The organism is Salinicola halophyticus, from assembly GCF_003206695.1.
In the GTDB taxonomy this organism is placed as follows: domain Bacteria; phylum Pseudomonadota; class Gammaproteobacteria; order Pseudomonadales; family Halomonadaceae; genus Salinicola; species Salinicola halophyticus.
The window spans coordinates 293,804-312,604 of sequence record NZ_PZJN01000009.1; the positions used below are offsets into that span (position 1 = coordinate 293,804).

Genomic DNA, 18,801 nt, shown 5'->3' on the forward strand with positions numbered 1-18,801 from the left:
GGCGACGTACGAGGGTCAGGGGCTTTCAGCGACGCCCGCTGGCATAGCGCGAGGCCATCACCGGAATCGTGCCCAGGTTCTGGCGCGCCCAGTTGGTGGCCTGGATGCGGTTGTGAACGTTGATCTTGCGGAACAGGTTGTAGAGATGCGACTTGACCGTATGCTCGCTCACGAACAGCTTTTCCGCGATTTCGGTATTGCTGGCGCCCGATACCAGCAGCGTGACGATCTCCAGCTCACGTCGGGTCAGGCCGCATACCGGCCGATAGGTATTGACCTGCTGGCGACGATAGAAGTCGATCAACATGGCGGAAAGCGGACGGGATATCCACAGCTCGCCCCCCAGCAACTGGACGATACCTTTGCAGATCAGCTCCAGGTTGTCCTGGCGGTAGAAGACCCCGCGAAGATGGATGCCGATCAACAGCTCCATGACCTGCTTGTTATCGCGAACGTTGAACGCGGAGAGAATGATCGCGTCACTCTCTTCTGCTCGCGTGTTCCAGGCCAGCAGGTCCTTTTCCAGAACATGGTCTCCATCCAGAAGTACGAGAGCTCGGCGTCCCTCTGCCAGGGGAAACCGTTCCTGAGGACTGAGCGCAGAGACTCGACACCCGGTTTTCTGATGGATGTAGTCCAGAAAGAGGACGGATTGTGAGTTACAATCTGTAACAAGTACGATATCGGTATTTTCGGTGTTCATGGTCTGATCCCTTCGAAGGATTTTAATTAGTGTTTTAATTTTTTCGTTGCAACCCCTAGCTGAAAAGCCTACCGCATCCCGTGTTTTTGGGAGCTCAATAATGTGAATAAAACCCATCCGTTGTAAATATACTGCATCTAGTTTTCTACGAAGTGACAAACTGGAAACAATTAAGATAACGATAATGTTCTAAAAAAGTCATTACCTATCAGATCGTTGCGTGAAACGTTACAATGTAATTTTGAAGAACATCGTTTTCTTTGCGAGAAAAAGCACGCTTCCTTGCATCTTTGGCAGGGATCTTGGTTAGTCAAAGCAATGACTTTTCTCATCCCAGTCGATAGTGGCAACTTCATGAGCCACGAAGCGGGTCGCTTGCCCCAACCGCCGTGGCCCGTAGAATGGGCTTTTTGTCAGGAAACCGTCATGAGTGTGGATAGCGAAAATCTGGTCATTGCCAGTGGCAATCCTGGAAAACTGGCTGAATTTCAGCAGCTTCTGAGCCCGCTGGGTCTGAACGTGCAACCTCAGTCGGAGTTCGGCGTGAGTGGCGTCGAAGAGACAGGGCTGACCTTTGTCGAGAACGCCATCCTCAAGGCCCGCGCCGCTTCACGCGCCAGCGGGTTACCGGCGCTGGCCGATGACTCGGGGCTGGCAGTCGATGCGCTGTCGGGCGCACCGGGTATCTACTCGGCGCGTTATGCCGGGGTGGCCGAAGGTGGCGAATCCCAAGACAAGGCCAACAATGCCAAGCTGCTGGCCGCACTCAAGGATGTCGCTGAAGGCGAGCGCACGGCGCGTTACTGGTGTGTGCTGGTTTACCTGCGTCATGCCGATGATCCGGTGCCACTGATCGTCCAGTGCGACTGGAAAGGCGACATCCTGGCCTATCCTCGCGGCAGCGGGGGTTTCGGTTACGATCCGCTGTTCTGGATTCCCGAATGCGGCATGAGCGTGGCCGAGCTCAGCGGTGACGAGAAAAATCGCTTGAGCCACCGTGGGCGGGCGCTGCAGATGCTGATGGAGCAGTTCAATCAATGAGGGTTTTACCGCCGCTGGCACTGTACATCCACGTGCCCTGGTGCGTGCGCAAATGCCCCTACTGCGATTTCAACTCGCACGGTGTGGGACGTGGTGCCGAACTGCCGGAAACCCGCTATGTCGAGGCGTTGCTGGCCGATCTCGACCATGATCTGGAGGCGGTTCAGGGGCGGGAGATCGTCTCCATTTTCATCGGCGGCGGCACGCCGAGCCTGTTTTCCGCCGCAGCGTATCAACGTCTGTTCGACGGGCTGCGTCGGCGGCTGACATTCGCCGCCGATATCGAGATCACCCTGGAAGCCAATCCGGGGACCGTGGAGCAGGCCCGCTTCGAGGGCTATCGCCGAGCCGGCATCAACCGGCTATCCATCGGCGTGCAGAGCTTCGCGGCGGATCAGCTAGCGGCGCTGGGACGGATCCACAGCGGCGAAGAAGCGGTGCGCGCCATGCGCAGCGCCCGGGACGCCGGTTTCGACAACGTCAATCTGGACCTGATGCACGGTTTGCCTGGGCAGACGCTCGAGACGGCGCTGGGGGACATCGAACAGGCCCTGGCCCTGGAGCCCACGCATCTGTCGTGGTATCAGCTGACGCTGGAACCGAACACCGAGTTCTTCTCCCATCCGCCCGCGCTGCCCGATGAAGAACGGCTATGGGATATCCAGGACGCCGGCCATGCGCTGATCGAATCCGCGGGGCTGACGCGCTACGAAATTTCCGCCTACGCCCGGCCCGACCGTCAGGCACGACATAACCTCAACTACTGGCGCTTCGGCGACTATCTCGGTATCGGCGCCGGCGCCCATGGCAAGCTCTCGTTCATCGACTCGACAGGGCAGTGGCGTATCGAGCGGCGCTGGAAGACACGCCAGCCCGAAGCCTACCTGCGTCGTCTGAATGATCCCCGCGGCTTCGTGGCCGGTGGTCAGCCGGTGGACGCCTGCGCATTGCCGCTGGAATTCCTGATGAACGCGCTGCGTCTGGTCGAAGGCGTGAATGCCGACGATTGGCAAAACCATACCGGCCGAGCGTTGTCTGAACTGACGCCGCGGTTGGAGGCGGCACGCCGCAAGGGTCTGTTGGGGGAGTCGCCATCGCGACTGCAAGCGACCCCGCAAGGCCTGTTATTCTTGAATGACTTGCTCGCGCTGTTCGACGAAAAAGTTCGATGACGAAAGTTCGATGAAGAAAGTTCGATGACGAGCGTTCGACGAAGCCTTTCGACTCTCGAATGACAGCCGGGTAGTAACGGATCCATCGTCGCGTTGCCGCTGATAGTGGCGGGCGTGACGAGTCGCCAGCAAGGAGCCTTTAGGCATGAAGATGATGAAGAAGACGTTCTGGTTGTCCATTCCGGTTGCCATGGCGGTCGGCGTGACCGGCTGTGCTTCCAGCGGTGCGGATAATCAGCAGCAGCAAGGTGGTGGCAACACCAAGACCTGGAGCGGGGCGGGAATCGGTGCCGTTGCTGGCGCTGTTGTCGGCGCGTTGACCGGTGATGGCGGCAGTAGTACCCGGGATCGCGCGTTGATCGGTGCCGCCGCCGGCGCGGCCGCTGGTGGCGGGATCGGCGCCTACATGGATTCGCAGGAGAAAGAGCTGCGCAACCGCCTCGATGGCACGGACATCGGCGTCGAGCGTGACGGCAACAATCTGATCCTCAACATGCCGAGCAGCGTGACCTTCGACGTCGATGCCAGTGATCTGAAGACGCCGGCACGCCAGGCGCTCAACGACGTCAATGCGGTGCTGCGCGCCTATCCGGAGACCCGTATCAATGTCGGCGGTTATACCGACAGCACCGGCTCCGACAGCTACAACCAGAAGCTCTCCGAGCGCCGTGCGCAATCGGTGGCGACCTACCTCGAGCAGGGCGGCGTCGAGTCCGGGCGCATCAACGCGGTCGGCTACGGCGAGACGAACCCGGTCGCCAGTAACGATACCGACGCCGGTCGCTCGCAGAATCGTCGCGTCGAAATTACCCTGACGCCGACGCAGCAGTCCTGAGACGATCGAAGGCGTGATCGCGACGCCCGCCAATGGGCTCGCCGATCGCCGCTTTGATCTCGATTCCGGGCGCAACCTTCGGGTTGCGCCCGTTTGATTGGATGGATTCCCATGCTCGCCTATCAGCACGCCTACCACGCCGGCAACTTCGCCGATGTGCACAAACACCTGGGTTTGCGCCAGCTCGTGGCAGCGCTGACGTACAAGGCGTCGGCGATCAGTTTCGTCGATACCCATGCCGGGCGAGGGCTCTATCCGTTGGCGGCGCCGGAAACCCAGAAGCTCGGTGAATACCGTCAAGGCGTCGAGCGGCTTTGGCAACGTCGCCGCGGTTTCCCGGTGGATTCCCCGATCGGCGAGTGGCTGGCGGCGCTCGAGACGTTGCAGACCGGCACCGAGTTGAGCCGCTACCCCGGTTCGCCGTGGTGGCTGGGATCGACGCTGCGATCCCAGGATCGGCTGACCCTGTTCGAGCTGCATCCGGGCGAGCATCGTCATCTGACGGATCAGCTATTGCCGGCGGACGCCGCGGTACAACGCCGTCACGCCGACGGTCTCAAGGGGTTGGTGAAGCTGGTGCCGGTTTCCACGCCACGACTTTGCGTGCTGATCGATCCCAGCTACGAGAGAAAAGAGGAATATGACGAGGTTGCCGCCACGCTGATTCAGCTGGTGCGCAAGGTCCGTCACGCGGTCGTGCTGGTTTGGTATCCGCTACTGCCGGCCGGACGCCACCAGACGATGCTGGCCACGCTGCGCGACGCAGGAATTCCCAAGCTCTGGCGTAGTGAACTGCAGCTACGCGAGCCCGCTGCCGAGCGCGGCATGTACGGCAGCGGGTTGTTGATGCTCAATCCGCCCTGGCAGCTCGATCAGACCCTCGACACGGCCTTCTCCGAGTTGGCCCCGGTGCTGGCGGACGGCGCCAGTCACCATAGCGAATGGTGGACGGGCGAGGCGTGACGGCGGCGTCGAGCGCCGCCGTGCTTGCATAGCGCCCCGAAGCCGGCGCGATTTCTGAGGCGCCCCGAAACCGGCGCTGCTTCCACGGCGTCCCAGAGCTGTCGGGCTTTTCACAGCCCTCCGAAGCCAGTACTCGTCGCGACGCCTAGACCAGGTTCGTTGACGGGTTGGCGGGGCTTTCGGTGCCTTCGGGTTCCTCGCCCTTGATCGCGGCGATGAATTCGTCGCCCCAACGCCGGATATCGTTGTAGCTGACGATATCGTTGAGCTGGCGCAGACGCGCCTCGGCATCGGCTCGCGGTAGATTGAGAGCCAGATAGCAGGTTCTGGCAAGATCGCGGCGATCGTGCGGGTTGGTCAGAATCGCGCCTTTCAATTCGGCGGCGGCCCCCGCGAATTCCGACAGCACCAGTACGCCGCAGCCCTGCGTCATGCCCTGGGTGGCGGCGAACTCCTTGGCGACCAGATTGAGACCGTCGCGCAGCGGAGTGATCCACATCACGTCGGCCATGGCGTACCAGGCCACGACTTCCTCGAACGGAAAGCCGCGGAAGTAGAACTGCACCGGGGTCCAGCCCACATCGGCGAAGCGACCGTTGATATGGCCGATGGTCTGCTCGATCTGCGTCTGCAGCTCGTTGTAGATCGTCATTTCCCGGGCCGCGGGCACGCAGATGCTGACCAGCGTCACCTTGCCGCGCAGCTCCGGATTCTCGTCGAGCAGCAGCTCGTAGGCCTGCAGTTTCTCGAGAACCCCCTTGGTGTAATCGAGGCGTTCCACCGACAGGATCAGCTTGACCCCGCTGAACTCTTCTCTCAGCTCCGCCATGCGCGAGCTGGCACCCTCCATTTCCAACGCATTCTGGATCCGGCCGATATCCAATCCGACCGGGTGCGCACCCAGACGGACGACGCGAGAGCCGGTATCGACTGCGGTGGTCATCGTCTCCAGGCCCACGGCGCAGCCGTAGGTCAGAAAGCGCGGCGCGCAGCTCTGCTGCGAAAGCGTGGTCAGCGGCACGACGCCGCGGGCGACGTCGACGAAGTTCTCGACCTGACGGGGAATATGGAAGGCGACGTAGTCGCACTGGAGCAGACTGCCGATGATCTCGCGACGCCACGGCAGCACGTTGAACACGTCCGCCGACGGGAAATAAGTGTGGTGGAAGAAGGCGATCCGCAGATCCGGTCGCATCTCGCGCAGGTATGCCGGCACCATCCACAGGTTGTAGTCGTGAATCCAGATCAGCGCGCCCTCGGCGGCTTCCTCGGCGGTGCGTTCGGCGAAGGCGCGATTGACCTCGCAGTAGACTTCCCAGTCGTCTTCACGAAAGTGCGCCCGCTCCCAGAAGGTGTGCAGCGTCGGCCAGAAGGCCTCCTTGGAGAAGCGCTTGTAGAAGGTGTCGACCTGGACCTTGGTCAGCGGCACCCGGGCCGCGGTCAGCAGCGGATACTGCTTGGCGTCAACACTGGTGTGAGTCACGAAATCCTCTTCGTCATCCTCCTCGTAGATCGACCACGCAATCCACGAACCGCGCTGGTTGGCGAAGAAACTCAGCAACGTCGGGATGATGCCGTTGGGCGATGTCGGACGGCGGCGCTGGATCTTGCCGTCGACCCGGTACTCCTCGTAAGGCAGCCGGTGATACACCATCACCAGTTCGGCCTTGCCGGTCTGCGTCTCGTCGCGACGGTTTTCCGCCGCGACGCCATGGGCGCCGAGAAAGCCGAAATGGGCGAACGCTTCAATGATACCGCCACAGCCGGTTTCTTCGGCATGCATCACGCGAGTCTGATTCTGGGTCTGTTCAAGCAGCGCGGGTTCCGAACCGCCGACGCACACGGACTTGAATCCGGCGGTCAGCATGGCGAGATCGTTCATGGTGTCGCCGGCGACTAGCACTTCTTCGGCGTCGATCTCGATCCATTCGACCAGCTTCTTCAGGCTGCTGCCCTTGTTGACCCCCTTGGGCAGGAAGTCCAGATAGCGGCCGGCCGAGTAGAGCATCTCGCAGTCCAGCTCCTGGGCCAGTTTCGTCAGCGCCTGGTCCTTGGCGAGCTCGGGCGGGCAGTAGTAGGAGCAGCGACGTAGCTGCGGTTCGTCCTGGCGCACGATATCGGGAAAGCGCTGCATGGCGCTGGCGATACGAGATTCTCCGGGCCAGCTCGCATCGATCTCGTTCTGCAGCGGCTGGATGGACTGCAGGTTGTCGCCGTAATAGAGGCTGGCGCCCACGTCGGCGACGATGTAGTCCGGCTGGGGCAGCGTGGGGTCCGACAGCAGCGGCAGAATCGCCTCCAGGCTGCGCCCACTGATATAGGCGAGCTTGATATCCGGGTGCGCGGCGATGGTCTGATAGAGGCTGAGGCGGGCTTCGGGATCGCCGCCGAGAAAAGTGCCGTCGAGATCGGTTGCAAGTAACATGTTTTTCCTCCTGCCCGGCCTCTGTGGACCGGGACGATTTTCCCTGCGCGAGCGGTTCGTGCCTTCGTCGAGTGACGTTGGCCCAGATTCAGGTCCTGCCGGCCATCTCGACGATTCGCTGGCGTTCGTGTTCTTCGTAGAAACTGGGGTCGGCGAACAGATCCTTCTGCACGTCGTCGTACATCATCTCCAGCGCTTGGCTACTGGTCGGTGTCATGGGTTCGAAATGGGCCGTATCCCCGCTGACCAGCACCGATACGTGACGACGACGATAGATGGCATAGGCCGCCAGCAGCGCCATGACTGTCGCAATGTAGAGTGGCAGCCCCTGATCGCCAACGCTATGCATGATGACCCCGGCCAGAATCGGCGCGACGGCGCTCCCGGCTCCCTGAACCACCAGCATATCAGCTGAGCCGGCCACGATTTCGTCGGGATGCAACTGATCGATCAGCTGGGCCACGGCAATCGGATAGATGGAGAACGACAAACCGCCCCACAGAAAATATAGCCCGAGCAGGGTCAACTGGTTGGGCGCGAACGGCATGGCGACGGCAGCGATCGCGGCCAGAATCACCACGTAGGTCATGACCCGCGGGCGATCGTGAGTATCGGAGAATCGACCGATGGGTATCTGCAGCAGCGCGCCGCCAACGATGGCGCAGCTCATCACCACGCCGACGCCGGCGACATCGAATCCGACACTGCGCGCGTAGACCGGCGTCAGGGTCCAGAACGCGCCCATGGCAAGACCGGACATCGCCGAGGCGGCGACGGCCAGCGGCGCGAACCCGAGCAATGCCTTGAGACTGCTCTTGGGTCGTGCCGGAATGACCGGCTGGCTGCGTTTGGTGATCGTGATCGGCAGCAGGGCCCAACTGATCAGGATCGATGCCAGCGCGAACAGCAGGAAGCCGTCGGGGCTATCCAGGCGCAGGATCTGCTGGGCGATGGCCAGCGCGCCCAAGTTGACCACCATGTAGATCGCGAAGACCCGGCCTCGCTGATGGCTGGCGGCCTGGCTGTTGAGCCAGCTTTCGATCACCGTCATCAGCGTGATGAACGAAAGACCGTAGATCACCCGCAGACCCAGCCACACCCAGGGGTTGATGAAAATCAGGTGAAGCAGGGCCGCCGAGGCGCAGAGCCCGGCACAGAACGCAAAGGTGCGGATATGCCCCATGCGCTTGATCAGCCGGCCGCTGATCCAGGTACCGCCAATGAAGCCGATGAAGTACCCGGACATGATGAGGCCGATCAGACTGGTCGAAAAACCTTCGTCGGCGCCGCGTAGTGTCAGCAGGGTGTTGATCAGGCCATTGCCGAGCAACAGTAGCGCCACGCTGCCCAGCAACGCACGAATGGGTCGTAACAACGACCACATAGCTTTCTCCTTGCCATGGCTTGAATGCATTCATGCAGTAAGCGTGCCGAAGTCCCTGAAATTCGGTAAAACCGTTGTTGTTATAAGATGATATTATCGTTTTATGATCGTAGCCATAATCGAGGTTATTCGATCATGTGCACTCGAATGGTGCTGATTGGCTGATTCGATTCAGCTTAGCAGCCAAACGCCATGCCGCTGCAAGGAATCACGGCACGCGGCGAAGCCACGCCTCGCTGGCGAATTTGTCGTTCGCCAGAATGTTCGCTGCATCCCGCTCGTTCTCGGTCAGCGCATCCGGTTCCAGCGTGAAACGTGCGGCAAACGATTCGATCATGCGCTGGATGATCTCCTCACGCGCGAGACCCGTCTGGCGCTTGAGCGGATCGACGCGCTTGCCGGCGCTGGTGGTGCCCTTGTCGGAGAGCTTTTCGCGGCCGATCCGCAGCACGCGGGTCAGTTTCTCGGCGTCGATGTCGTAGGCCATGGTGACGTGATGCAGCACCGCGCCGTTGATCCGCTTCTGGGCGGCGCCGGCGATCTTGCCGCCGGGAGAGGTGATGTCGTTGATCGGCACGTACCAGGCGGTGATGCCCATGTCGCCCAGCGCTTGGATTACCCAGTCATCGAGAAAGGCGTAGCTGTCGACGAAGGTGAGCCCCTGAACCAGAGTTTCCGGCACGATCAGCGACCAGGTGATGGTGTTGCCCGGCTCGACGAACATGGCGCCGCCGCCGCTGATACGACGCACGACCTCGATACCGGCGTGGCCGGCGGCCTCGGCATCGACTTCGTTGGCCAGCGACTGGAACACGCCGATGATGATCGCTGCACGGTCCCATTCCCACACGCGCAGCGTCGGCCCGCGCCGCCCCGCCGCCACTTCGCGGGTCAGCACTTCGTCCAGCGCCATGTGCAGCAGCGGTGATTCCGGCGCGCGGTGGATCAGGCCGAAGCGATGATCTCGCCAGTCCGAAGTCCGGGAGAGTGCGCGCCGAATGACGGTGGCGATGGCGGACACCGAAAGCCCGACCATTTCGGTCTGTGGCGGCAGCGCGGATTGAATTCTGGCGATCAACGTATTGGCATCGGCATCGGTCGACGCGCCGACCAGGGCGCGGTCGATCGCCTCTAGCGCCTCGTCGGGCTCGAGGAAGAAATCCCCGGACAGCTGCACCGAAGCCAAGCGCCCTTCACGTACCGTGACGTCCGCCACCAGCAGTTTCCCGCCCGGCACCTTGTACTCGCCGTGATGTACGGTTTCACGACCCTCATTCGACTCCGTCATTCCGGCTCCTCGAGCAGCACTGTTCGAGGAGCCAGTATAGCCCCCACGCTCGAAGTCACGTGACGAATCAGAGCTTGGAAGCTCTATACCGACACCTTACCGGTACGGAAGCTAGCGCCAGAAGGGCCGATGACTCTCGCGTCGAGCCTGGGCTGGTGTCAGGCCGATATCCTTCAACTGCCGTTCATCCAATCGTGCCAGCTGCTGGCGTGTGCGCCAGCGCTGCCATGCACTCGGGCAATAGGGGCGACGCTCAGGTAAACGATCTGAACCGGCAATGGCGGTCGATCTGGACGCTGCCCCTTTACGGTGGGCGACAAGGCGCATGACGGGACTCCCGCTCGCTGAACGATGGGTTCAAGCTACGGCGGGACGTCCCAGCCATACAGATCCAGGAATTCGAAAGTTTTGCGATACAGATGTTCCGGGAACGCGGCTGTATGCCGCATTTCGCTCCAATCTGTATCGTGTTCTCTCGAAAGCTGCCATACACAATGAGGCAGAGCTTCAAGGGGACGCCTCATGCACCGCTACGAACGACTGGCCGACCATCTACGCGAGCGTATCGAGGCAGGCTACTATCAGCCCGCCGATCGCCTGCCGTCGGTACGCTCGCTGGCGGCATCCCACGGCGTCAGTCTCTCCACCGTTCAGCAGGCCTATCACCAGCTCGAGGATGCGCAGCTGATCGAGGCGCGTCCCAAATCAGGCTACTTCGTCTCGCCCCAGCGGGAGCGGCCGATGCCACCGCCGGCCGGGCGAACGGCGCAGCGACCGGTCGAGGTATCGCAGTGGGAGCAGGTGCGCGAGGGGACCTGCATCTTGCCCGATACCCACGTCGTTCATTTGGGGCGGGGTATGCCGGATATTGATGCGTCGACGCTGAAGCCGTTGCTGCGCTCGCTTGCGCGGGTCAGCCGTCGTCAGGATCTGGTCGGGCTCAACTACGACACCCTGCACGGTCGCCTGGAGTTGCGCGAACAGATCGCCAGACTCGCGATCGGCCACGGCTGTCGGCTGCACCCGGAAGAGCTGGTCGTGACCACCGGCTGCCACGAGGCGATCTCGATCGCCATGCGGGCGGTGTGCGAGCCCGGTGGCATCATCGCCGTGGATTCCCCCAGCTTCTACGGCGCGCTGCAGGCGATACGGGCCTACGGCATGAAGGCAATGGAAATACCCACCGACCCCGAACACGGGATCAGTCTGGAAGCGCTGGAACTGGCGCTGGAGCAGTGGCCGATTCGCGCGATCCAGATCACCCCAACCTGCAACAATCCGCTGGGCTATACGCTGTCGATCGAACGCAAGCGGGCGCTCTACGCGTTGGCGCAACGCTTCGACGTGGCGATCATCGAAGACGATGTCTACGGCGACCTGGCCTATGGCTTCCCGCGTCCGCCGACGATCAAGTCCTTCGATGACGATGGGCGCGTGCTGCTCTGCAGCTCGTTCTCCAAGACGTTGGCACCGGGTCTGCGTCTCGGCTGGATGGCGCCGGGGCGTTATCTCGAACGTGCCTTGCACATGAAATACGTCGGTACCGGATCCACCGCCACGCAAGGGCAGATGGCGGTTGCCGAGTTCATCCGGGAGGGGCACTTCGAGCCGCACCTGAGAAAGATGCGGGCGCAGTACCAGCGCAATCGCAATGCGGCGCTGGATCTTATCGTCGACGTGTTTCCCGCTTCCACCCGAGTCAGCTATCCCGAGGGCGGGTTCATGCTTTGGATCGAGCTGGATTCCGGGGTCGACTCGGTGGCGCTCAATCAACGCCTGATGGTGGAAGGTATCCGCATCGCGCCCGGAGTGATGTTCTCGGCCACCGGCAAGTATCGGCATTGCCTGAGAATCAACTACTCGCTATTCGACGACGCGACCCGACAGGCGATCAGAGGCATAGGGCGAATACTCTCCGACCCGGAAAGCGCGGGGGGCTGAGGGTGACGCTGGATCTCCGTCAGTCTGCGGGCGGCCCCGATCCAGGTTCGGCGCTGACGACACGCATCTTGCGAACGATTCGGTGCATCCGATCTTGTCGCGTTATCGATAACGGCCGATCTGGTGGTGCAGCTCACCGGCCAACAATAGCCAGGCGGCGCGGCGCCCTTCGCTCGAGTGATTGAAGCCGCCCTTGTCGACCGCGGCATCCAACTGGGCCAGGGTCTCCTCGACCTCGGCCAGCTCGATGCCGGCCGCCAGGATATCTGCGCGTCGTTCCGCCAGATCGGCGCGTAGCTGTGCGATGCACTGTTTGATCGTGCTCTCGCCGGTGTACTGCGTCGCCTCCGCTTCCCCACCAAACACTCGGCCCACTGGCAGGTCGTCGTCGAGCGAGACGCGGGTAACGCGGGCCAGATTGTCGGGGGAGGGGCTTTTGTAATCTTCGTCATAGGGGTGCTCGGCAAGGCCGGGAGCCAAGTTTGCCATGATGTCGTAAAGGATCTGGTTGCTCTCCAGATGCTCTCGGGTACAGACGTCGGAACAGGCCATCAGCCAGCGGCTGCCCAGCGGCGCGCACATGATGTAGTACTGCAGCGTGCGCCCCACGTGAAAGCGGTCGCGAAACTCCCGGTAGTGAAGAATCAGCGGATGGATATCAGCCGGGTTGCGCCGCTGCAGCGTGTCGAGTGCCCCGAGCACGTCCTGCTGCCAGCGGGCAACGAGCGCTTTGTCGGCAAAGCCTTTCTGCTTGCTGCGAAGATACTGCTCCGGCGCGATAAGCGGATAGAAGGGACGATGAGACTCGCCACCCCCGCCGCCGAAATAGATGTGGCGTGAAGAGTTGAGCGTGTAAGGGAAATAGACCGGGGTATAAATGCCCAGGCACAGCGCTTTCCAATCCTCGTAGGCGTGATGAGCCGCCAGCGGCAACGGCTTGGGCGTTTTCTGATTGAGTCGCAGATCATAATGCCTGGCCAGTGCCTGCGCGATGGCCAGATCCTTGGCCAGCCGCGGCTTTTTATCGGCTCGCAGATAAAGGTTCGTCGTCGCCTGCGCGATGCCCAGTCGTTCACGCGCGGCCAGGAAAAAGCTCAGCAGCGCGCGCGAATCGCGCCCGCCGGTGAGATCGGCAATCAGTGACAACCTGCCCTCATGCATCAGGCCGCTGATGCGCGACAGCCAGATTTCCAGATACTGCTTCAACGCGCCGGCATAGGCACCCGGCTCAGGAAGCTCGCGTGCGACGGGGCTCAACTGGTCTTCTGCAAGGTCGAGAGAGTAAAAGGATGGCAGAATCCGGATCTCGCTGACCGCCGTGGAAAACGATGCCGGCTGCGCGGTGAAAGGCTTGGGGTGGCTCCAGGCCCGGAGCTGGGCACGATCCACCGTGAGCGATACGCCTTGCTCACGGAGGTGGCTCACCAGCGCCATCAGGGAGTTGGAAAAAGCCCAGACACGATCCTGGGTGTAGTAATACAGATGTTTGTAGCCCTTGAAGTCGGCGCCGATCATCCGACCATTCCCGTGCGGAACGATGGCGACGTAGCAGCCGTCTTCTCCGAAAGGTACCTCGAGACCGGTTGCCTCCCGGTACTGGCGGGCTCCCTCGGCGTCCGCAATGAAATCCCGGCCGGCAAAGCAGTAGCCGCTGAACCAGCGATCCGGTATCCCGGTGGCGCTTGAGAAAAGAAATACCGAATCCGTCACTGTCGTATCGTCCCTGTCATGTTCTGCGATGCCCACCTTAAGTTATCTGACGGCGCAGGCAAACGCTCACCGGTTTCCGTTTTGCTTGGCACCGAAGTCGGCCACGAGTGGCCATCACGAGCGCTTCAGGTACGCGCACTCCGTCGCGACCACAATCTCTTACCCCGGTCTGCGTGACTGTTACCGTGAATTATTCGATCATCGCGCTCTGGAATACGCCAAGGCGGCCCACTTACACCGGGATGAAACATGTCAGCACCTGAACACGGCGGGTCCGATCACTCGGATCAGCCGATCCGTTTTTACTTCGGTATACCGCTGCGCGCACGTGCCAGCGCGCTGAATTGGACACAGGTTTGCGACAACCTGGCACGCACGCTGGATAGTCTGGCGCGTCAGACCCGGAACGATTTCCGAGTGCTGATCTCCTGTCATGATATTCCGGATATCGATACCCGGGGGCTGAACGTTCGCTTCCTCCAGGCAGGGTTTGCGCCTCCCGTGGATGAGCAGGGAAAGCCGCGCAGTGACAAGCACAAGAAAAAGCGCCGACTGGGGCATGAACTTGCCAAGGAGGTGACCGATGGCGTCTATTTCATGCCGCTGGATGCCGACGATCTGATCCATCCGGAGCTGGTCGAGAAAGTGCTGAGTGATGACAATCGCCGCGGCTATTTGATCGAACGCGGGTGGATGTTCAATACCGCGACGGGCCATTATCGCGAGTGTACCGAAAAGCAAAATCCCTTCTGGCGCTACTGTGGCTCGTGCGCGGTCATCTACTTCGAGCCGGATGAGCTGCCACTGGAGAAAGGCGACAAATCGCGCTACTACAGCCGCTTCTTGAATCACATCCATTATGCCGAGGTCGCCGAGGAGGCAGGACGTCCACTGGCACCTTTCAGCGACGCGATGGCGGTCTATGTGATCAATCACGGTGAAAACGACTGGACGGTGTATCGCCAGCGTCCCGATGGCAAGACACACTACGTCGAGCAGCGTCCGGTCCGTGACCGCCGCCAGCTCCAGGCGCTGAAAGTCCTTTATCCTCAGCTCGATGCCGCTACCCCGCCGCCGCGGGCATGGAGCTGGGTCTGTCAGCAGTCCCGGCGGCTACGGCGTCGTCTTTCCCGGCGCTCGGGGCATGCCTGAAGACACTTCCGAGGCTCAAACTGATGAAGCGACAGCGGCCATCCCGAAGCCATCGCGGATCGATCAGGGGGGAAGCGGCACGCGCGTCGTACTCTTGATCTCTTCCATCACGAATGAGGCCGAGACGTCGGCCAGCGACACCCGAGCGATCAGACGCTGATAGAGCCGATCATAGGCTTTGACGTCGGCGATACGAGCGCGCAGCACGTAGTCCAGTTCACCACTGGTCCGCCATACGTCAACGATTTCCGGCAGGGTCTCGACCGCATTTCGGAAGGCTTCCAGCCACGCCGGATCATGGCGATCGGTACGAATCTGGATCAGTACCGTGAGGCCACAGCCGACCCGCTCGGGATCGAGCAGCGCGACCCGCCCGCGTATCACGCCGCGTGCCTCGAGCGCCTTGACGCGACGCCAGCAGGCATTGCGGGAGAGATTCACGCGTTCCGACAACGCCTCGACCGAGAGCGTGCTGTCTTGCTGCAGCGCATCGAGAAGGCGGCGGTCGAAATTATCCAGTTCAGGTGTCATGTTGGGATATATATCCCAAAATTTCGGTTTCAGGAAGGAAGTTCGGGATAAAATCGGCGCCGCGCTTGGATAAGCTGGTGAGAACCGACCATCGATCCTGCCGGAGCCGAGACATGTCCCTTCGCCTGACCCGTCTGTTCACCGCTCATCCCGCCTCGGTGGAGGAAAGCTACTTCGAACACCTGCGCTTCGCCGGCGCTTTTGCCGGGCAACTGCTGCTGGCGGGTCTGGCGGCGTCGATTCACGCCGTGCTGCCGTTCCTGTTCGAATCCACCGCCAGCCGAATCATCACCCAGCTTCATGCGCGGCTTCAGCGGCGCCACTGAGTCGGTTCACTTGCCGATGCAGAAGCTACCGAAGATTTCGCCGAGCAGGTCGTCGGCGGTGAACTCGCCGGTGATCTCGTTGAGAGAGTGCTGGGCGTCACGCAGATCCTCGGCAAGCAGTTCGCCGGCAGCGGCGCCTTCGAGCTGCGCGGTGCCGTTGGCCAACGCCAGCGCGGCGCGTTCCAGCGCGTCGAGGTGGCGACGGCGAGCGGAGAAGCGGCCCTCGGTGGTGGCGTCGAAGCCCATCACCGCCTTGAGGTGGGCTTTCAGGTTATCCACACCCACTCCGGTTTCCGCCGAGATTCGAATCACCGGAGGGGTTGTGGATAGATCGAAGTCGCTGCCTTCGCCGCTCTGATCGATCTTGTTTCGCACCAGTGTCAGACGCCCGGGATCGGGTAGCCGTTCGACGAATTCCGGCCAGATCTCGACAGGATCGAGCGAGTCCGTTTCGCGCGCGTCGACCAGCAGCAGTACGCGATCCGCCTTCTCTATCTCCGCCCACGCGCGCTGGACGCCGATCTTCTCCACCGCATCCGGGGTGTCGCGCAGGCCGGCGGTATCGATCACGTGCAGCGGCATGCCGTCGAGATGGATGTGCTCGCGCAAGACATCGCGAGTGGTGCCTTCGATCTCGGTGACGATGGCGCTATCGCGCTCGGTCAGGCGATTGAGCAGGCTGGACTTGCCGGCGTTGGGCCGCCCCGCGATTACCACGTTCATCCCCTCGCGCATCAGCGAGCCCTGATTGGCAGCGGCACGGACGGCTTCCAGTGTCTGCCGCAGCGTAGCCAGCTTGGCGGCGACCACGCCGTCGGCGAGAAAATCGATCTCTTCCTCGGGAAAATCGATCGCGGCCTCCACGTAGAGGCGCAGCTGTATCAACTCGCCGACCAACTGCGAAACACGCTGGGAGAATTCGCCCTGCAACGAGCGCAGGGCGTTTTCCGCTGCGGCGCGGGAGCTGGCGTCGATCAGATCGGCGATGGCCTCGGCCTGGGCCAGGTCGAGCTTGTCGTTGAGAAACGCGCGCTCGGAGAATTCACCCGGGCGGGCCAGCCGCGCACCGAGTTGCACACAGCGCTCCAGCAGCATGTCCATCAGCACCGGCCCGCCGTGCCCCTGAAGCTCCAGCACGTCTTCACCGGTGAACGAGTGGGGGCCGGGGAAGTAGAGCGCGATGCCCTCGTCGATGACGCTGCCTTCACCCTGGAAAGGCCCGTAGTGGGCGTAGCGAGGCGTCGGCTGGTGGCCGAGGATGGTTTCCGCCAAGGCGCTCGCCGAGGGCCCGGAGACACGCACGATGCCGACGCCGCCGCGCCCCGGAGGGGTCGCCAGGGCGGCGATGGTGTCTTGGCGGTACAGCGGCGCGTCGGTAGAGGGGAGCGGGGCGTTCATTAGCATCTCCAAAAATCGATATCGTGGCCGGCTTGGCGGGCATTGTCCGGGGCCTCTCGGTGGAATGCCAGTGCGGAAAAGCCAGAGCCTGAAACGCCAAGGCCTGAAACGCCAAGGCCTGAAACGCCAGACCCCCGCCGAAGCGAGGGTCTGGACGTTGCGGCAGGCTCCGATCGAGCGTCAGCCTTTGGCTTTCACCGCCTTGCCGCCACCTGCGTCGTCCTTCATCACCTTGTTGGTAATGAACCACTGCTGCAGGATCGAGATGCTGTTGTTCACGACCCAGTAGATCACCAGGCCGGCCGGGAACCACAGGAAGAAGAAGGTGAAGACGATCGGCAGCATCTTCATGATCTTCGCCTGCATCGGGTCCGGCGGTGTCGGGTTCAGGAACTGCTGGAGCAGCATGGTGCCGCCCATGATGATCGGCAGGATGAAGTACGGATCCTTGGCCGACAGATCCTGAATCCAGAGCATGAACGGCGCGTGGCGCAGCTCGACCGACTCCATCAACATCCAGTAGAGCGCGATGAACACCGGCATCTGGATGACCATCGGCAGACAGCCGCCAAGAGGATTGATCTTCTCCTTCTTGTAGAACTTCATCATCTCCTGCGACATGCGCTGGCGGTCGTCGCCGTACTGCTCCTTGAGCCGCTTCATCTCCGGGCCCATCTTGCGCATCCGCGCCATCGACTTGTAGGCCTTGGCGGCGAGCGGGAACAGCACGATCTTGACGCAGACGGTCAGCAAAACGATGGACCAGCCCCAGTTGCCGATCAGAGCGTGGATCTTCGTCAGCAGCCAGAACAGCGGGTTGGCCAGGAACCACAGCCAGCCGAAATCGACGGTCAGCTCTAGATGCGGAGCTACCGCTTCGAGGCGCTCCTGCACCTTCGGTCCCACGAACAGCGTGGCGTCGAGCGATGTCTGCTGCCCGGGCTCGATGGTCTGATTGGGACCGGCGAAGGCGGCGACGGTACGGTCGCGGTTGTCGACATTGCCGTAGTAGAGATTCTGCTGATCCGGGTTCGGCACCCACGCCGAGGTGAAGTAGTGCTGAATCACCGCGACCCAGCCACCTTTCACATCGCGATTCTGGAAGTCGCCGTCACGGATATCGTCGAACTTGACCTTGCTGTAGTGCTCGTCCGGCGAGGAGAACGCGGCACCCAGGAACGAGTGCATGCCAACGCCGGAACCGCTGGCCGGATCCGGGCTCTGGTCGCGTGCCAACTGGCCGATAAAGCGTGCCGTTACCGGCTGCTGGCTCTCGTTGTCGATCCGGTACTCGACCTTGACGGCGTAGTCGTCGCGATTGATGACGAAGCGCTTGACGATATCGACGCCGTTGACGCTGCCGTGCAGGTCGACGTTGATCGAATCCTGGCCTTCGCTGAGCTGGTAGCTGTTGCGATCGGCAGTGAACGCGATGCGCCCCGAATGGCCTTCGATCTGCAGACCGGACTTGGCCACGTAACTGCGCACCTTGTTGTCGCTGAGCAGTACGAAAGGGGTGTCGGAGTCGAGGGCCTGATCATGTCCGAACAGCGCGGCATAGACGATGTCGCCGCCATTGGGATTGATGCGCAGATCGAGCACATCGCTCTGGACCTGAATCAGGTTGCTGCCTTGCGCGGTATCGGCGTCGGCGGGCATGTCGTCCTGAATCGGCTTGGCCTTGCCGTCGCTGCCGGTAGGTGCAGAGAGCGCACCGACATCGCCGTCTTCACCGCTATTGTTGCCACCCGATGAAGCCGCCATCTCCGGCGCCGGGTTGTTCACGACGTTCTGACCGTAGTCCTGATTCCACTGCATGATCAGCAGATAGGCCAGCACGGCCAGAGGAATCACGAAAAGGAGGCGTTTCAAATCCATATAGGGGTCTGCCCGGTAGGGGAATGGGTCAGTGGGCGCCGGGCATCGGCGGAC

16 protein-coding genes are annotated in these 18,801 nt (G+C 61.8%); 7 read left to right on the forward strand and 9 right to left on the reverse strand.

What is annotated here, in order from left to right:
- Positions 1-25: 25 nt before the first annotated feature.
- The gene (locus DOM58_RS15290) at positions 26-703 is read right to left on the reverse strand and encodes a LuxR C-terminal-related transcriptional regulator (RefSeq protein ID WP_110693563.1); all 678 of its coding nucleotides are present in this window, start codon (positions 701-703) and stop codon (positions 26-28) included.
- 426 nt (positions 704-1,129) lie between these two features.
- On the opposite strand from DOM58_RS15290, the gene rdgB reads away from it, so the two are divergent.
- From rdgB to DOM58_RS15310, 4 genes are all read left to right on the forward strand, one after another.
- Positions 1,130-1,744 (forward strand): RdgB/HAM1 family non-canonical purine NTP pyrophosphatase, encoded by a 615-nt coding sequence (gene rdgB / locus DOM58_RS15295; RefSeq protein ID WP_110693564.1) that lies wholly within the window; start codon positions 1,130-1,132, stop codon positions 1,742-1,744.
- A complete protein-coding gene (hemW, locus tag DOM58_RS15300; RefSeq protein ID WP_110693565.1) occupies positions 1,741-2,916 on the forward strand; it encodes a radical SAM family heme chaperone HemW in 1,176 nt (391 codons plus the stop codon). The genes rdgB and hemW overlap by 4 nt, the downstream gene beginning before the upstream one ends.
- A 154-nt stretch (positions 2,917-3,070) precedes the next feature.
- Positions 3,071-3,751: a YiaD family glycine zipper/OmpA-like lipoprotein gene (locus tag DOM58_RS17830; RefSeq protein WP_075561615.1), complete on the forward strand. Its 681-nt coding sequence runs from the start codon at positions 3,071-3,073 to the stop codon at positions 3,749-3,751.
- Positions 3,752-3,862: 111 nt separating this feature from the next.
- Positions 3,863-4,714, forward strand: coding sequence for a 23S rRNA (adenine(2030)-N(6))-methyltransferase RlmJ (locus DOM58_RS15310; protein WP_110693566.1), 852 nt, complete (start codon positions 3,863-3,865; stop codon positions 4,712-4,714).
- A 145-nt stretch (positions 4,715-4,859) separates the two neighbouring features.
- On the opposite strand, the gene ggpS is transcribed toward DOM58_RS15310, so the two are convergent.
- The 4 genes from ggpS to DOM58_RS15330 all read right to left on the reverse strand — a co-directional run bounded on the left by ggpS (position 4,860) and on the right by DOM58_RS15330 (position 10,138).
- Positions 4,860-7,139, reverse strand: coding sequence for a glucosylglycerol-phosphate synthase (gene ggpS, locus DOM58_RS15315; protein ID WP_110693567.1), 2,280 nt, complete (start codon positions 7,137-7,139; stop codon positions 4,860-4,862).
- Between the two features lie 88 nt (positions 7,140-7,227).
- Positions 7,228-8,523, reverse strand: a complete 1,296-nt coding sequence (locus DOM58_RS15320; RefSeq protein WP_075561451.1) for an MFS transporter — start codon at positions 8,521-8,523, stop codon at positions 7,228-7,230.
- Between the two features lie 208 nt (positions 8,524-8,731).
- Positions 8,732-9,811 carry a lipoate-protein ligase LplAB gene (lplAB, locus tag DOM58_RS15325; RefSeq protein ID WP_110693568.1) on the reverse strand — a complete coding sequence of 360 codons (1,080 nt, stop codon included), beginning with the start codon at positions 9,809-9,811 and terminating at the stop codon, positions 8,732-8,734.
- A gap of 111 nt (positions 9,812-9,922) precedes the next feature.
- Positions 9,923-10,138: a DUF1127 domain-containing protein gene (locus tag DOM58_RS15330; RefSeq protein ID WP_110693569.1), complete on the reverse strand. Its 216-nt coding sequence runs from the start codon at positions 10,136-10,138 to the stop codon at positions 9,923-9,925.
- A 195-nt stretch (positions 10,139-10,333) separates the two neighbouring features.
- Between DOM58_RS15330 and DOM58_RS15335 the strand changes: the two genes are divergently transcribed.
- Positions 10,334-11,752: an aminotransferase-like domain-containing protein gene (locus tag DOM58_RS15335; RefSeq protein WP_110693570.1), complete on the forward strand. Its 1,419-nt coding sequence runs from the start codon at positions 10,334-10,336 to the stop codon at positions 11,750-11,752.
- A gap of 102 nt (positions 11,753-11,854) precedes the next feature.
- Here DOM58_RS15335 and DOM58_RS15340 read toward each other — a convergent pair whose 3' ends face one another.
- Positions 11,855-13,462, reverse strand: a complete 1,608-nt coding sequence (locus tag DOM58_RS15340) for a hypothetical protein (RefSeq protein ID WP_110693571.1) — start codon at positions 13,460-13,462, stop codon at positions 11,855-11,857.
- Between the two features lie 249 nt (positions 13,463-13,711).
- Here DOM58_RS15340 and DOM58_RS15345 point away from each other — a divergent pair, with 249 nt between their 5' ends.
- Positions 13,712-14,614, forward strand: a complete 903-nt coding sequence (locus DOM58_RS15345; protein WP_110693572.1) for a glycosyltransferase family A protein — start codon at positions 13,712-13,714, stop codon at positions 14,612-14,614.
- Between the two features lie 63 nt (positions 14,615-14,677).
- Here DOM58_RS15345 and DOM58_RS15350 read toward each other — a convergent pair whose 3' ends face one another.
- On the reverse strand, positions 14,678-15,145 hold the full coding sequence (locus DOM58_RS15350) for an Lrp/AsnC family transcriptional regulator (RefSeq protein ID WP_110693573.1): 468 nt from the start codon (positions 15,143-15,145) through the stop codon (positions 14,678-14,680).
- A 113-nt stretch (positions 15,146-15,258) separates the two neighbouring features.
- Between DOM58_RS15350 and DOM58_RS15355 the strand changes: the two genes are divergently transcribed.
- Complete coding sequence (locus tag DOM58_RS15355) at positions 15,259-15,471, forward strand: DUF6356 family protein (RefSeq protein WP_110693574.1); 213 nt, start codon at positions 15,259-15,261, stop codon at positions 15,469-15,471.
- A gap of 6 nt (positions 15,472-15,477) precedes the next feature.
- Here DOM58_RS15355 and mnmE read toward each other — a convergent pair whose 3' ends face one another.
- Both mnmE and yidC read right to left on the reverse strand, forming a co-directional pair.
- On the reverse strand, positions 15,478-16,869 hold the full coding sequence (mnmE, locus tag DOM58_RS15360; RefSeq protein ID WP_110693575.1) for a tRNA uridine-5-carboxymethylaminomethyl(34) synthesis GTPase MnmE: 1,392 nt from the start codon (positions 16,867-16,869) through the stop codon (positions 15,478-15,480).
- Between the two features lie 180 nt (positions 16,870-17,049).
- A complete protein-coding gene (gene yidC / locus DOM58_RS15365; RefSeq protein ID WP_110693576.1) occupies positions 17,050-18,747 on the reverse strand; it encodes a membrane protein insertase YidC in 1,698 nt (565 codons plus the stop codon).
- Positions 18,748-18,801: the final 54 nt, after the last annotated feature.

Coding starts and splice junctions, on each gene's coding strand:
- DOM58_RS15290 (WP_110693563.1), bottom strand. CDS start 703: ATGAACACCGAAAATACCGATATCGTACTTGTTACAGATTGTAACTCA.
- rdgB (WP_110693564.1), top strand. CDS start 1,130: ATGAGTGTGGATAGCGAAAATCTGGTCATTGCCAGTGGCAATCCTGGA.
- hemW (WP_110693565.1), top strand. CDS start 1,741: ATGAGGGTTTTACCGCCGCTGGCACTGTACATCCACGTGCCCTGGTGC.
- DOM58_RS17830 (WP_075561615.1), top strand. CDS start 3,071: ATGAAGAAGACGTTCTGGTTGTCCATTCCGGTTGCCATGGCGGTCGGC.
- DOM58_RS15310 (WP_110693566.1), top strand. CDS start 3,863: ATGCTCGCCTATCAGCACGCCTACCACGCCGGCAACTTCGCCGATGTG.
- ggpS (WP_110693567.1), bottom strand. CDS start 7,139: ATGTTACTTGCAACCGATCTCGACGGCACTTTTCTCGGCGGCGATCCC.
- DOM58_RS15320 (WP_075561451.1), bottom strand. CDS start 8,523: ATGTGGTCGTTGTTACGACCCATTCGTGCGTTGCTGGGCAGCGTGGCG.
- lplAB (WP_110693568.1), bottom strand. CDS start 9,811: ATGACGGAGTCGAATGAGGGTCGTGAAACCGTACATCACGGCGAGTAC.
- DOM58_RS15330 (WP_110693569.1), bottom strand. CDS start 10,138: ATGCGCCTTGTCGCCCACCGTAAAGGGGCAGCGTCCAGATCGACCGCC.
- DOM58_RS15335 (WP_110693570.1), top strand. CDS start 10,334: ATGCACCGCTACGAACGACTGGCCGACCATCTACGCGAGCGTATCGAG.
- DOM58_RS15345 (WP_110693572.1), top strand. CDS start 13,712: ATGTCAGCACCTGAACACGGCGGGTCCGATCACTCGGATCAGCCGATC.
- DOM58_RS15350 (WP_110693573.1), bottom strand. CDS start 15,145: ATGACACCTGAACTGGATAATTTCGACCGCCGCCTTCTCGATGCGCTG.
- DOM58_RS15355 (WP_110693574.1), top strand. CDS start 15,259: ATGTCCCTTCGCCTGACCCGTCTGTTCACCGCTCATCCCGCCTCGGTG.
- mnmE (WP_110693575.1), bottom strand. CDS start 16,869: ATGAACGCCCCGCTCCCCTCTACCGACGCGCCGCTGTACCGCCAAGAC.
- yidC (WP_110693576.1), bottom strand. CDS start 18,747: ATGGATTTGAAACGCCTCCTTTTCGTGATTCCTCTGGCCGTGCTGGCC.